This window comes from Vibrio sp. 10N.247.310.17 (assembly GCF_041466605.1).
In the GTDB taxonomy this organism is placed as follows: domain Bacteria; phylum Pseudomonadota; class Gammaproteobacteria; order Enterobacterales; family Vibrionaceae; genus Vibrio; species Vibrio tasmaniensis_A.
Genome location: NZ_JBFSTC010000076.1, coordinates 1 through 13,854, shown reverse-complemented (window position 1 = coordinate 13,854; position 13,854 = coordinate 1). Strand labels below are relative to the sequence as shown.

General features: G+C 44.5%; 15 protein-coding genes. 13 read left to right on the top strand and 2 right to left on the bottom strand.

The genetic code is table 11. The annotated features are described in order from the left end of the window. Nucleotides 1-231: 231 nt before the first annotated feature. From coxB to AB6D80_RS18340, 4 genes are read left to right on the top strand one after another with little or no spacing between them, the layout of a single operon-like run. Complete coding sequence (coxB, locus tag AB6D80_RS18355; RefSeq protein ID WP_371707064.1) at nt 232-1,470, top strand: cytochrome c oxidase subunit II; 1,239 nt, start codon at nt 232-234, stop codon at nt 1,468-1,470. Then, the gene (gene ctaD / locus AB6D80_RS18350; RefSeq protein WP_102582820.1) at nt 1,467-3,128 is read left to right on the top strand and encodes a cytochrome c oxidase subunit I; all 1,662 of its coding nucleotides are present in this window, start codon (nt 1,467-1,469) and stop codon (nt 3,126-3,128) included. The genes coxB and ctaD overlap by 4 nt, the downstream gene beginning before the upstream one ends. 11 nt (nt 3,129-3,139) lie before the next feature. Continuing rightward, complete coding sequence (locus AB6D80_RS18345) at nt 3,140-3,814, top strand: cytochrome c oxidase assembly protein (protein WP_017103797.1); 675 nt, start codon at nt 3,140-3,142, stop codon at nt 3,812-3,814. A gap of 38 nt (nt 3,815-3,852) precedes the next feature. Next, nucleotides 3,853-4,737 carry a cytochrome c oxidase subunit 3 gene (locus tag AB6D80_RS18340; protein WP_371707065.1) on the top strand — a complete coding sequence of 295 codons (885 nt, stop codon included), beginning with the start codon at nt 3,853-3,855 and terminating at the stop codon, nt 4,735-4,737. Between the two features lie 19 nt (nt 4,738-4,756). On the opposite strand, the gene AB6D80_RS18335 is transcribed toward AB6D80_RS18340, so the two are convergent. After that, entirely contained in the window at nt 4,757-4,987 is a 231-nt protein-coding gene (locus AB6D80_RS18335; protein ID WP_029203703.1) for a DUF2909 family protein, read from the bottom strand. Here AB6D80_RS18335 and AB6D80_RS18330 point away from each other — a divergent pair. The 8 genes from AB6D80_RS18330 to AB6D80_RS18295 all read left to right on the top strand — a co-directional run bounded on the left by AB6D80_RS18330 (nt 4,926) and on the right by AB6D80_RS18295 (nt 12,151). Beyond that, nucleotides 4,926-5,804, top strand: a complete 879-nt coding sequence (locus AB6D80_RS18330) for an SURF1 family protein (protein WP_371707066.1) — start codon at nt 4,926-4,928, stop codon at nt 5,802-5,804. The two genes, AB6D80_RS18335 and AB6D80_RS18330, sit on opposite strands and share 62 nt — an antisense overlap. After that, nucleotides 5,797-6,405 (top strand): hypothetical protein, encoded by a 609-nt coding sequence (locus tag AB6D80_RS18325; protein WP_065678176.1) that lies wholly within the window; start codon nt 5,797-5,799, stop codon nt 6,403-6,405. Before AB6D80_RS18330 ends, AB6D80_RS18325 begins: the two co-directional genes overlap by 8 nt. Nucleotides 6,406-6,521: 116 nt before the next feature. Next, nucleotides 6,522-7,577 (top strand): heme A synthase, encoded by a 1,056-nt coding sequence (locus tag AB6D80_RS18320; protein WP_371707067.1) that lies wholly within the window; start codon nt 6,522-6,524, stop codon nt 7,575-7,577. Further along, complete coding sequence (gene cyoE / locus AB6D80_RS18315) at nt 7,567-8,541, top strand: heme o synthase (RefSeq protein WP_371707068.1); 975 nt, start codon at nt 7,567-7,569, stop codon at nt 8,539-8,541. The genes AB6D80_RS18320 and cyoE overlap by 11 nt, the downstream gene beginning before the upstream one ends. Nucleotides 8,542-8,709: 168 nt before the next feature. Beyond that, nucleotides 8,710-9,063 carry a hypothetical protein gene (locus AB6D80_RS18310; protein ID WP_009845655.1) on the top strand — a complete coding sequence of 118 codons (354 nt, stop codon included), beginning with the start codon at nt 8,710-8,712 and terminating at the stop codon, nt 9,061-9,063. A 96-nt stretch (nt 9,064-9,159) separates the two neighbouring features. Further along, nucleotides 9,160-9,831 carry a DUF3313 domain-containing protein gene (locus AB6D80_RS18305; RefSeq protein WP_371707069.1) on the top strand — a complete coding sequence of 224 codons (672 nt, stop codon included), beginning with the start codon at nt 9,160-9,162 and terminating at the stop codon, nt 9,829-9,831. Nucleotides 9,832-9,843: 12 nt separating this feature from the next. Next, complete coding sequence (locus AB6D80_RS18300; protein ID WP_017079653.1) at nt 9,844-10,071, top strand: DUF3820 family protein; 228 nt, start codon at nt 9,844-9,846, stop codon at nt 10,069-10,071. A 238-nt stretch (nt 10,072-10,309) separates the two neighbouring features. Continuing rightward, entirely contained in the window at nt 10,310-12,151 is a 1,842-nt protein-coding gene (locus AB6D80_RS18295; RefSeq protein WP_017079654.1) for a recombinase family protein, read from the top strand. A gap of 152 nt (nt 12,152-12,303) precedes the next feature. Here AB6D80_RS18295 and AB6D80_RS18290 read toward each other — a convergent pair whose 3' ends face one another. Then, nucleotides 12,304-13,461 (bottom strand): hypothetical protein, encoded by a 1,158-nt coding sequence (locus AB6D80_RS18290; RefSeq protein WP_372189222.1) that lies wholly within the window; start codon nt 13,459-13,461, stop codon nt 12,304-12,306. Between the two features lie 67 nt (nt 13,462-13,528). On the opposite strand from AB6D80_RS18290, the gene tnpA reads away from it, so the two are divergent. Continuing rightward, the gene (tnpA, locus tag AB6D80_RS18285) at nt 13,529-13,846 is read left to right on the top strand and encodes an IS66 family insertion sequence element accessory protein TnpA (protein WP_017104947.1); all 318 of its coding nucleotides are present in this window, start codon (nt 13,529-13,531) and stop codon (nt 13,844-13,846) included. Nucleotides 13,847-13,854 lie beyond the last annotated feature (8 nt).

The following is a 13,854-nucleotide window of genomic DNA, read 5'->3' as shown; positions in this document are numbered from 1 at the left end:
TGATCCGTATAGGTTCTTAAGTTCAGATGATGTCAGCAGCCCGTTTACAGGCTAGCTCCATGTGAGTTGTAGATTGAGATTCAGCTTTTCATGTTCAGCTGGAATAACAATGAATGTTGTCTGGCTCGGAATGACACATAGCTCGTAATGACATGTAGTTCGTAATGAAACGTAGCTCGCAACGACATTTAGGTCGCAAGTATCCAATTAGGAAGGATAAGGAGAGATCTTTTGAAAAGATTACTGGTTAGGCTAGCGTGGCTTTTGAAAAGTTTTGTTGTGGTTTTGGTGTCGCCTTTGGTGCATGCAAGCAGTGAATACAACATGACTCAAGGTGTCACTGAGATCAGCGGTAAGGTATACGAGCTTCATATGCTGATCTTCTATATCTGCTGTGCGATTGCCTTTGTTGTTTTTGGAGTGATGTTCTATTCGATTCTGAGGCACAGAAAGTCGAAGGGTGCGGTTGCTGCCCATTTTCACGAAAGCACGAAAGTAGAAATTCTTTGGACCATCATTCCTATTGTTATCCTTATCGCTATGGCGATACCCGCCACTAAAACCTTAATAGCGATGGAAGACACCTCCCAATCAGATCTGACCGTTAAAATCACAGGGTCACAATGGAAATGGCATTACAGCTATTTTGGTGAAGACGTTGAGTTTTTTAGCCTCCTAGCAACCAGTGACAAAGAGATTGAAGGCATCGAAGTGAAAGGCGCGCATTACCTGCTAGAAGTTGATAAGCCACTTGTACTGCCTATCAATCGTAAAGTCCGCTTTTTGATGACTTCCGATGATGTTATTCACTCATGGTGGGTACCAGCTTTTGCCGTTAAGAAAGATACCATTCCGGGTTTCATCAATGAGGCTTGGACAAAGATAGATGAGCCCGGTGTTTATCGAGGCCAGTGTGCTGAGTTATGTGGTCGTGCTCATGGCTTTATGCCGATAGTGGTGCATGCGATGGAAGAAGCTGAGTATGACGCATGGTTAGCCGAACAAAAAGAATTTGCGGTAGCCGCACAGCAAGCCGCGCAAGATGCATTAGATGCGTCACTTTCCTTGGAAGAGCTCAATACCATTGGCGAAGAGGTGTATAAAACTCGTTGTGCGGTGTGTCACCAAGTTAACGGAGAAGGTATTCCCGGAGCATTTCCTGCCATAAAAGGAAGCCCTATTGCGCTTGGCGATGTGGATGTTCATATCGACACTATTGTTTATGGTCGTGGCGGGACGGCGATGCAAGCCTTCGATAATCAGTTAACTGAGAAAGAGATCGCAGCGGTAGTGACTTATCAACGAAACGCTTGGGGTAATGACACTGGCGATATTGTTCAGGCTTCAGATGTGAACGCTTATAAAGCCAAGCAAGAAGGCGGGGAACAAGCTTCTGACGAACAAGGTTCAACGGATGAAACGGAAGGCTCAACGGACAAAGCACAAAACGATGCTAAGGAGCAGTTATGAGTTCACCAATCAATAAGCCGGTGAAATCGGCTCCAGCAGAAGACCAAGCACTGAGCCATTCTACGGAAGGTACACTAGGCAATAATGACCTGCCTCTGGATGATCACGATTCTCACGCTGCTCCAAAAGGGTGGGCGCGTTGGCTTTACTCAACCAATCATAAAGACATTGGTACATTATATCTTTGGTTCAGTTTTGCGATGTTCTTGACGGGTGGTGCCATGGCAATGGTGATCCGTGCTGAGCTCTTCCAACCAGGGTTACAACTCGTTGAGCCCGATTTCTTCAATCAGATGACCACAGTCCATGGCTTGATCATGGTGTTTGGCGCAGTAATGCCCGCTTTTACGGGCTTGGCTAACTGGATGATTCCGATGATGATCGGTGCTCCAGATATGGCGTTGCCGAGAATGAACAACCTCAGTTTCTGGATTCTGCCTTTTGCATTTTTAATCCTGATCGGATCTTTGTTTACTGAGGGAGGCGGGCCGAGTTTTGGTTGGACATTTTATGCTCCGCTCTCAACAACTTATGGCCCAGACAGCACCGCGCTATTCGTATTCTCAGTTCATATTATGGGGATCAGTTCGATCATGGGGGCGATTAACGTGATCGTAACCATAGTGAACATGCGCGCGCCGGGTATGACTTGGTTCAAGCTACCAATGTTCGTATGGACATGGTTAATTACCGCTTTCTTACTAATAGCCGTGATGCCCGTGCTCGCGGGTGCGGTTACCATGGTGCTGACCGACAAATACTTTGGTACTAGCTTCTTTGATGCCGCTGGTGGTGGGGACCCGGTGATGTTCCAGCACATATTCTGGTTCTTTGGGCACCCCGAAGTGTACATCATGATCTTGCCGTCTTTTGGTATTGTCTCAGCCATCATTCCAGCATTCAGCGGTAAGCGTCTGTTTGGCTACCACTCTATGGTGTACGCGACTTGTAGTATCGCATTGTTGTCATTCTTGGTTTGGGCGCACCACATGTTCACCACGGGTATGCCAGTATTTGCCGAATTGTTCTTCATGTATTGCACTATGCTGATTGCGGTGCCGACCGGTGTGAAAGTCTTCAACTGGGTGGCGACCATGTGGCGGGGTGCTTTGACCTTTGAGACCCCAATGCTGTTTGCGATTGCCTTTATTGTTCTGTTTACGATAGGTGGGTTATCCGGATTGATGCTCGCTATCGTGCCTGCTGATTTCCAATATCACGATACTTACTTTGTGGTGGCTCATTTCCACTATGTTCTGGTGACAGGCGCCGTGTTCTCCATTATGGCCGCCGCCTATTATTGGCTGCCGAAATGGACTGGGCATATGTACGACCACAAGCTCAGTTTGTGGCATTTCTGGACGTCGGTAATTTCAGTCAATGTACTGTTCTTCCCTATGCATTTTTTAGGACTAGCGGGCATGCCGCGTCGTATTCCAGATTACGCTATTCAATTTGCTGACGTTAACCAAGTGGTGTCGATTGGTGGTTTTGCCTTTGGGTTGTCTCAGCTAATTTTCTTATGGCTAGCGATTAAGTGCGTAAGAGGCGGAGAGCCTGCACCAAGCAAGCCTTGGGATAGAGCAGAAGGTCTTGAATGGACAGTACCAAGCCCTGCGCCTCACCACACCTTTACTCATCCACCTAAAGTAGACTAGAGGGATTAGCTATGAGTGATAAGCAAAGCGATCCCAATCAAGATAAAAAACAACCAAAGCGCCTGTCTAATAAGCGCTCGACTAAAAAGCTGACGGGCTACTTGGTGTTGAGCGTGGTCGCGATGTTTGGCTTCGGTTTCGCTTTGGTTCCTCTGTATGACGTAATGTGTGAAGCCTTGGGGATCAACGGCAAAACCAACACGGTCTCTGCCGTTCAACCTCAGGGAATGCAGCCTGATTACTCTCGTACTGTTCGTGTTGAATTCATGTCGCACATTAAGCCAGATATGCCGTGGCAGTTTTCGCCTGAGGTTCGAGTATTAGAGGTTCATCCTGGTGAGGTGGTTCAAACTAACTACATTGCCAAAAACCTTTCTGGAGCCTCATTGGTTGGCCAAGCCGTACCATCGGTTTCTCCAGGTATGGGAGCAACTTACTTCAATAAGATGGAATGCTTTTGCTTTAATCAGCAGCCATTGGACGGGTACAAGACCGCTGAAATGGGTTTGATATTTTACATCGAGCCAGATATTCCAGAATCGATACATACACTCACGCTCTCATATACGCTGTTTAACATCACGAGTCAGGTGAGTGGAAAGGCAAGTAAGCCTGAAGTGAGTACATCAACATTGAGCACACTACAATCTGGCTCACCAAAAGCGAGCACACTCGCAAGTAACTAGGGATTTACAGAACCAGTATCAACATAAGGAGTTGAGCGATGAGTTCTAAAAAGGAAGTTTATTTCGTTCCACATCAAAGTCACTGGCCATTAGTGGGTGCCGTCGCGCTGTTTTTGGTCGCGGTTGGCGCTGGCTTGACGGTGCAAAACATGGGGACAGATACCGCTTGTGGCGTGTTTGGAAAAGCAGTGCTGTTAGTCGGATTTTGTGTGTTGCTTTACATGCTTGCAGGTTGGTTTAGCAATGTGATCACGGAATCATTGAGTGGACTCTATTCTGAGCAAATATCTCGTTCCTTTCGACAAGGAATGAGCTGGTTCATCTTCTCTGAGATCATGTTCTTCGGTGCTTTCTTTGGTGCGCTATTTTACGCTCGTATGATTTCTGTCCCTTGGATTGGCGGTGCGGGCAACAATGAAATGACCCATGAAGTGTTGTGGCCGATGTTCCAATCAATGTGGCCGTTAACCACGACACCTGATGGCGTGACGACAGAAGCCATGTCTTGGCAAGGTATCCCGCTTAAGAACACCATTATTCTGCTGCTTTCCTCTGTGACGCTGCACATGGCACATATCAGTCTTGAACAAAATAAGCGTATGGCTTTGATCGTGTGGCTAGAGATAACCATTGTTCTGGCTGGCTTCTTCCTGTTCTTCCAAGTTGAAGAGTACCTTCACGCTTATCAAGAGATGGGATTGACACTTCAATCTGGCATCTATGGCAATACCTTCTTCTTATTGACTGGGTTTCATGGTTTGCATGTCTGTTTGGGAACGATTTTTTTGATTGTGTTACTGGCGAGAGTTGCGAAAGACCACTTCACTCCGAAAGACCACTTTGCGTTCCAAGCGGGCAGTTGGTATTGGCACTTTGTTGATGTGGTTTGGTTAGGTCTGTTCGTGTTTGTCTATGTACTTTAACTGCTGAGCCTATAGGGGGTTAATAGGGGCGAGGGTTGGGAGTTATCACTCCTGATCCCAAAGCAAGTAATAAAAGTAGCACGACAACGGCTGACCACATGACTCGACGACCCAAGAAGTGACTCAGTCTTTTGCCATTGTGTTTACCTGAGGCGATTTGAATTAGGCCTTTCATCAAATTGAAAGCGATGAAGAACAGCAAAGCGACTAACACAATTTTAAACAACAACACAAAGGTAGATGACGCCATAGTGATAACTCCAAACCGATTGATTGATGATGAACACAAGTTCCGCAGTATAGGTTTTTGGATAGCGGTTGTTTTAACTGTGGTTTCAGTCGGCATTTTAATCAAGTTGGGTTTGTGGCAGTTAGATCGAGGTAACGAGAAATTGCGCTATGAACAGCAGCTATCAGAAAGAGCGCAGCAATCGTCTAGGTTATTGGATGCGGTTATCTCTGAATGGAAAGACTCGCGTACACAAGCGCAAGGCTCACCTGAACTGCCGTCTTTAAATGGTTTGAAGGTTGATGTGGAATTGGAAGCACCAAGTGGTTTAGTGGTTTTGTTAGACAACCAGATTAACCAAGGAACGGTAGGGTATGTGATTTACATGTTGGGCGAAGTTCCAACACAAGATGGAAGAAAACAACTGTTGATCGATCTTGGGTTCGTTGCGGCAAGTAATGACAGAAGAGAGCTTCCACAACTAGGAAACATAACACTACCGACCAATATGTCAGGGCGTTTGTACACTCGTTCAGTGAATCCTCTAAGTCATGAGCTGGGTTTAGAAAACACAATGCCTAAAAGAATTCAGAACATCAACATAACAGCGCTATCACAGTACACCGGGCAAGAAGTGCTGCCCTTTGTCTTCCAACCTCAGAGTTTAGATGCATGGCCCTATGAAATGTTATGGCGTCCAACGGCGATGAAATCTGAGAAGCACTTTGGTTACTCATTTCAATGGTTTGTTATGGCTGCGGTACTTTTGTTTTTGACGATGTTGATTGGCTATCGGTACCTAAAGGCAACACCTATCACGAGGAACAAGGATGGATAAATCTCAAGCACAAGTGAACAGGGAAATTACCGAGGCAAATATGGCTGAGCTCAGAAGCCGTCGTACTAAAGGGCGCTTGGTATTAATTGGACTTGTTTTAATTTTCGCTTTGCCAGCCATTATCGCCAAAACTGTATTGGACCAGAATTGGTATACCTCAGGTGTCACTAACTCAGGCGAATTGGTAGAACCAAGAACCACGCTTGCGGATTTCGGCGTAACGGTACCCATGGCTGGAGAAGGGTGGTTAGTGGGTTATATCGCTCCTACAGAGTGTGAAAGCTTGTGCGAACAACAACTCCATTATTTGAATCAAAGCTATTTGGCGTTAGGGAAAAACAAAGAGCGAGTGACTGCCGTTGTTTTTGTCTCAGAAGGTAATTCGTTGTCGGGTTCGCTCGATAAGCCGGATTTATCTTTGTTAGCTGGTGGTGATCAGTTAAGTACTGAGTTTTCGCCTGCTTCGATTGTCATTATTGACCCACTAGGGCAGTTGGTCATGGAGTACAAAAGCGTTTCTGACCCGTCTCAGTTAGTTAGTCAATCTAAAGGGATGATTCATGATTTAAGAAAGTTGCTTAAGCTGTCACGAGTTGGGTAGTTAATCAGCTTAAGTTGATAAGCTTGAGTCACTAAGCTTGAATTGATGAGCTTTAGCAAATTGCGTTAATGCTGAGTGTTGTTAGCGAAAAGGGAATAAATATAGGGAGATAAACGATGCAGAATAGAGCCCCTGATTTACTCATACACATGATGAGATTAACTATCTTATTAACCCTTACCGTGATCGTGCTCGGCGCTTATACCCGTTTGTCGGATGCTGGCCTTGGCTGTCCTGATTGGCCAGGGTGTTACGGCAAGATAACCGTTCCTTCTGATGCCCAAGCAGTGAATCAAGCCAATCTACAATTTCCAGAACGTGCTCTCGAAGCAGACAAAGCGTGGATAGAGATGATCCATCGCTACTTTGCAGGAACATTAGGGCTGCTTATCTTTGTCGTTGTTGCTTGGTGTATTAAAAAGAATATAACAGCTGCTGGTCTTCCGTTATTTATCTCTGCAACCGTGATATTTCAGGCTTTGCTTGGAATGTGGACGGTGACTCTCAAGTTGATGCCCGTTGTGGTTATGGCACATTTGATGGGGGGCTTCACGCTACTGTCGCTGTTGTGTCTGCTCTACTGTCGTTTATCTCAATTTCAAAGCCGTTTTGGCGAGGCTTCTTATTCTTCAACACTTAAAGCTTGGACGCTGTTCGGGCTACTCATTGTGGTCGGGCAGATACTGCTTGGTGGTTGGACATCGTCGAACTATGCCGCGTTGGTGTGTACACAGTTACCCATATGTGAAGGTAACTGGATGAGCTATCTCGACTTCAAAAATGCGTTCGATTTTGCTCAACACGGTCATGACAACTATGAGTTTGGTGTGTTGGAATATCCCGCAAGGCTCACCATCCATGTCATGCACAGGTTCGGAGCTATTGTGGCGACGTTAACGGTGCTGATGATCGTGTACCAGCTATGGAAATTTGGCCAAGTGCCTCACCAAAAGCTGAGCGTGATTGTCGCATTAGTCTTGTTTACTCAAATCAGCCTTGGGATCAGTAATGTATGGTTTCACCTGCCAATCTCAGTAGCGGTTTTGCATAACCTAGTCGCAGCGATGTTGCTCATCAGCATGGTTGTCACCAATTTTGTCGTGTGGCAACACAAACCGAGTGAGAGCTTGGTGAAGAACAGTGTATTACAAGGAGGTAATCATGGTCAGTAGAACGTCAACACAACATGGAGTGATGGCTCAAGGAGTAGCCTCAAGTCCTAAGATAGCAGCCAGCAATGACATCGCTTTAATTAACGAAACGGCTGCAAAAAACAAAGCTGTTTGGAAGGTCTATTTAACACTGACCAAGCCGAAAGTGGTGGCTTTGATGCTGCTAACTGCATTGGTTGGAATGTGTTTGGCTGTGCCGAATGGATTGCCTTTGCAACAAACTCTGTTCGGAATGATTGGGATAGGGTTAATGGCAGGTTCAGCCGCTGCATTTAACCATTTGATCGATAAAAAGATCGACGGCCAGATGACTCGAACAAATCGACGACCTTTACCATCCGGCGAACTGAGTAGTGCGCGCGTGTTCAGCTTTGCCGCGGGTATTGGCTTACTTGGTTTCGTCACGCTTGTGGTGTGGGTCAATCAACTCACCGCTTGGTTAACCTTTGCAAGCTTGTTGGGTTACGCAGTGATTTATACCATGTATCTGAAGCGAGCGACGCCGCAAAACATCGTGATAGCAGGGATCGCTGGTGCAATGCCTCCGCTGTTGGGCTGGACGGCAGTTACTAATGAGCTTCATTCAAACGCTTGGTTATTGGTGATGATCATATTTATTTGGACCCCTCCGCACTTCTGGGCGTTGGCAATTCATCGTCGTGACGAGTATGCCAAAGTGAACATCCCTATGCTGCCTGTGACCCACGGAATCGAATACACCAAGACTTCTATTTTGCTCTATACCTTGTTGCTTAGCATCGTGTGTATATTGCCGGTATTGGTCGGCATGAGCAGCTGGATATACCTAAGCGCTTCATTGGTACTCAACGGTGGGTTTGTTTATCACGCTTGGGTACTTAAGTATCGTGATGAGCCTAACATGGCGATGAAGACCTTCAAGTTCTCCATTTATCATCTTATGATTTTGTTTGTTGCTCTGTTGGCGGATCATTATTTGCTCTGATAGCTCTGATAGCTCTGATAGCTCTGATAGCTCTGATAGCTCTGTACAGATCAAACAAGGTTATTCCATATCAAAACCAAACCTTTGGTTTCCACTAACCAAACCCTGACATGCCATGTATGAAAAGCCGGACAATTGATTGGCATGAATTATATAAAGGAACCGGTAATGGAATTCACTGAGCAAGATAGAGATGCTTTGTACCAAACGTGGATGTCACAAAAATCTCGAATGCGAATTACGCAGATGGAGTTTTCAAAAAAGCTAGGCATGAACCAGTTGGATTTTTCTCGAGTGCTAAGAGGGGAGAAAGCATTAACCATGTCTTTCGTTAGTCACTTCTGTCGTTTGCTTCATTTGGAGCCAAGGAATGTGCTCCCTTCACTTAAAGAAGACAATGAATCCGGGCCCAAAGTGGTTTATCTGAAAAGTAGAATGAGTGTTGATGGTGAGATCCAAAATGCTTATATCGAAGGCAATCAGGTGATCGTAGAGTATGCGCATACCGTTCAGAACCATTGATTTTAGATCGAGCTCTGAGTTTTACCTCTTTTTCTACAACTTTCCCACTTAGGGTATGGCATACTTAGTTAATTCCTTGATTTACTTAAGTGCGTTATGAAACCTTTGAAAGTCCTTTTGCTTGTTGCAACCAGCATGTTTTTGTTTGGTTGTGCAGGCGGCCCAATTAAAACCGCGACTAAATTCACCAGTTATGAAGATTTTCAGCCTGGCCCTGATGGAGGCGTTGATTTAGTTTGGGCAAGGATAGGGCTGCGTGACGAACAACGTTTGAAATCCAAATTAGACGCTTATGACTCTGTGGTGATCGACCAAATCTTTGTGTTAGCAGAAGAAGGCACATTAGATCAGGAAGACATTCAGGAGCTCACAGATCATATGGTGAGCCGTTTGGAAGCGAAAATATCGCCTCATAAAACGATTGTCGATGAACCAACAGGGAACACGCTACGTTTGAGTATTGCCTTAAGTAATGTTGAAACGCCCAATCCGATCTTAGCCGTGACAAGCAGTGTGCTGCCGTTTGGCCTTGCGATGTCGACCATATCTAAGGTGACGATAGGCGAGCACACTAACGTTGGGAGCGCCAGTGTTGAGCTATTGGTCAGTGACGCGCAAGATGGCACTCCGTTGTTTGCAGCTATCGACCGCGAAGCGGGTAACAAAGACTTTTCTACTATGATTGATTCGTTAGATGATGCCAAAGATGCGATCAACTATTGGGTTGAACGTTTAGGTGATACTCTACAGAACATCGACGACGTCTAGAAAGAGCTTGTAATGCTAGAGAAAGAGAACCTAATTAAGCTAGCCAGAATGCAAATGCCATTTGGAAAATACGCTGGCCGCACCTTGATTGACCTACCTGAAGAATACTTGCTGTGGTTCGCCAAAAAAGAACAATTTCCTTCGGGAGAGTTAGGTGAGTTGATGCAACTTTGCCTAGCTTTGAAAATCGAAGGTTTGGATAGTGTAGTTAAGCCGCTAAAAGGTAGCTTAGACAATTAATATGTGGGAGTGCACAGCCACTTCCACTTTTCCTTAACTCCATTCTCAAAATTTTGCCAGTTACTGGCACTTTTCTCCCACAACTATCAAGTTGGTGCTTTTTTAGTCACTTGATTCATTTTGATTGAAATAATTGGCTTTTTACACCGCTGGTGACGGCTCTGTTGCTCACGGTGAACAGTATATTCTGCTTAGAATAAATTATGTTATTTAACGCCAAGAAAGTTTAGGAGAAATTATGGCAGTCCCCACCATCGTAAACTATGCGAGAGTTAGCTCAACAAAGCAGCTGCAAGGTGTTGGTTTAGAGACTCAGCTTCAAAGGGAGATATTAGAGGAGCTATCACTTGAACATGGTTTGCATATTCATCATGAGGCGTATGTGGACTATGGACTAAGTGCATATAATGGGGAGCATAAAACAGGAGATCTAGGGCGACTATTGAGCCACATTGAGGAAGGTAAAATAGCTTCTGGATCAATTATAGTTATCTATTCTCTTGACCGATTGAGTCGACAAGAAGTGAATGAGGCTATGTCTGATTTACTTTATATTTTGAATCGTGGTGTACGAATTTATTCACAAGCTGATGATCAACTTTATTGCCGTAGGTCTTCATCTATGTTTATAGATTTGATGAAGTCCCTAATTTCAATGGAGAGAGCTCACGAAGAATCGAGAGTCAAAAGCCAACGAGTCAAAGATGCGATGAAGGTTGGCTTGAAACAATGGTATGAAACAGGAAAACCTCAGTCTACGTTAGGCCGAGTCCCTTTGTGGATCGATCAACCGACTAACGAGTTTAATGACAATGCGCAAGGTATCCAAAAGGCTGTTGATCTTCTTCTTGAGGGGAAGACTCCTTATGGTGTGAAAATATACCTTGATAAGCATTTTCCATTCAAAGTTGTTAAAAAGCGCAAGTTTGAAAATGACAAAATGTGGAGTATTGACACCATCACGGCTTTACACACAAGGGTGTCGCTTATTGGAACAAAAGTTGTCAGGGTGGATGAAGTGAGCCATGAACTCGAAGGCTACTATCCACCACTCATTGACCAAAAAACTTTTTTCCGACTGAAACAAATAAGAGCAAAGACAAGCGGAAGAGCTACGAAAAACGATAAAATCCATGTGTTGAAAGGTTTAGCTACTTGTCACCACTGTGGGTCTAAAATGGTCTTTGTTGATAAAGGGCGACCAGAACCGACGTATATTTGCTCAAATGCCTCTAAAGGAAACCACCCGCGAGAAGCTTTTAACGTTAGAGTGCTAGAGTACCTCTCGTTGGAAATCTCGAAAGACATTTACCTCTCAGAGAAAGCAAGCCTAGAGCTAATCGATAATAGTGAAGTCAGAGTGAAAGAAGAGTTAGAGTCAGCTCATGAGCGTTTAGAGGACTTAACTAAGCTCTACCGAGAGAAAAAAAGCCTTACTATTGCTGAATTGATTGTGGAGGCTGAAGAGCAAATTGAGCTGCTGACTTCAAATAAGAAAGACCTAAAAGATGAGCAATTCCGCGTTACTTCAAACTATCTTAAAGACGACCTTTATACTGACGCTGTTAGAAAAGACTTTACGGAACAGTCACGCGCTAAGCATTCGGAAGGGCTCAGGAATGTACTAGACAGGGTGATACTTTCACGCGTTGAACAAGTGAGCCAGTTTACTAAAACAGGTTCCGTATCATGTATTAAGATCTGTTGGCTCTTTAAGAATGGTCAAAAGAGAGAGCTAACAGTGAATCCATTTGAGTATGTTAACGATGATGAGTCTAAAGAAATATACATTCCGTATCGCTACAAATATGATGTACCCATTGATGAGTTTACGCGTAGCTCAACCTTAATACATCATTGTTTGAAGAGGCTGCACGAATGGAACCTTCTAGAGAAGCTTTACCCGAGCAAGGGGCGTTACCAGTGGAAAGAACGGAAGCTAAACCTTGGACAAGTATCAAGTGCAATGACAAATATGATGCCAAAAGGTGTGGATTTGGGTAACTGTGAAAGTATACGAAGAGCATTTTCTGTTAGTGGTATACAGCATACACAAATCGAATCAAACTTCCGTTACTAGACACCTCAAACAAGCCTGCTTCACCAGTGCTGTTGGTGTAAGCCTATATTGGTGGAGTAGGTGGGGGACGTTTCTATTGTCTCACTGAATAAAAAGGCAAGACTGAATAACAGTCTTGCCTTTGTCCATATAACAGGGAGCCTTATAGAGGTCTAAGCCCTTGAGGCTTCTTCAGCAGCTCGTTCTGCTTGATACGAACCAGCATCGAGCAGCATCTCATACAGTGACATCGCTTCTGTTTTTATTGTCGTAGTGCTTCGCTGCAACGTCACTGTTAACTCAATGAGCTTGTCTACATCTGGAATGTAGCTACGGGGTGCGTCTTTTACTTTTTCTTCAGTAATAGCCTTTACTATGAGCAGTATCGCAGGAAGAGATCTTGGTCGAGGGTTAATGTTTCCTAATGCTTCAAGTAGACTTCTAAAATCCAGTGTCTTGACGAGTTCTGGGTGTTCAGATAGAAATTGAAGTAAGTCTTGAGTATGTGCATCTTGAGGTAGTCGCTTATTGAAGGAAAATAAAGAACTAAATGCTGAACCAATAAAGTTCACATCGTATCGTGCACAGCAAATAAGCACCTTATGCGATCTCGCCCTCACATCACCTTCATAGTACCAACCTGAAATCGCAGCATATATACCGCCTTTTTTCACTGCGAGGGATTCTGAGTTCAGTGCAGTTTCCCAAAGCGTTACCATCGGTTCACTTGCTCGATTTGAAATAATTAATCCAGCCATCAACTCTGCTGCGGCTTGTTTGCAAGCTTCACTTTCGCTCTCTAGCCACAAGTTTAATATTTTTATTAATAACGGTTCATCAATTCGCTCAACTAGCTTCCATAGTGTATGCACTAGAATAGGACGTTCAAATAATGTTGGGATTGTTAGAAGTAACGACTTAAGTAAACTATTAACCTTATCCTTATTAGCCCAGTACAGTTGCTCACCATGAATAGTTAGCACAAATTGCCATGTACTTTCTGAACTTGAGTATTGCAGATAATTTAAGAGTGTATCAACCCATTGATTGTAATCTGGTTTTTTTCTCGCCAACAGCCCTATGTATAGAGCATCTAAAAGATTAATACTTGCAGTAGAACTGTAAGAAAGCCCTCCTCGATATCCAAACAGGATGCCTTCGTCCCGCGATTGTTCAAGGCTGTCATGGCAACTACTGTTAGTATCTATATGTGTATTGAGATACTCGGTAAGTAGAGTGATTTCAGTTGATGTTAGCCCTTTGTCCCTACGTGCTATTTCTTTATACGCTCGTGCTATTCCGCTTGCCCAACCTTGGCGTAAACGCGCCATAAACCCCGCATTCTAATCTTTCAGCGCGAAGAATAAGATCAACTCTCCAACCCAAAGGAGAGTTGAAATGGCAAAACGACGCACCAACCTAGAATGGCAATCACTGTTTGAACAATATGAGAGCAGCAGTGTTACCCAACGCGCTTTTTGCGAAGAGCATGGACTGAGTTTATCCACGTTCTTCGCCAAGCGGCGTCAACTCCAAACAGTAAACCAATCGGAATCTGTCGGATTTGTTAAAGCCGAAATCGTCGAAAAGACAACCAAGTATCAGGCCCAGATAGCTACGGCTAACATGACACTTCTCATCAATGATGTGGAGCTGAGCATTCCTCAAGGTACGCCAGCGACCTATCTTGCTGAACTCATTGGAGCGTTGTCATGAAAGGTATG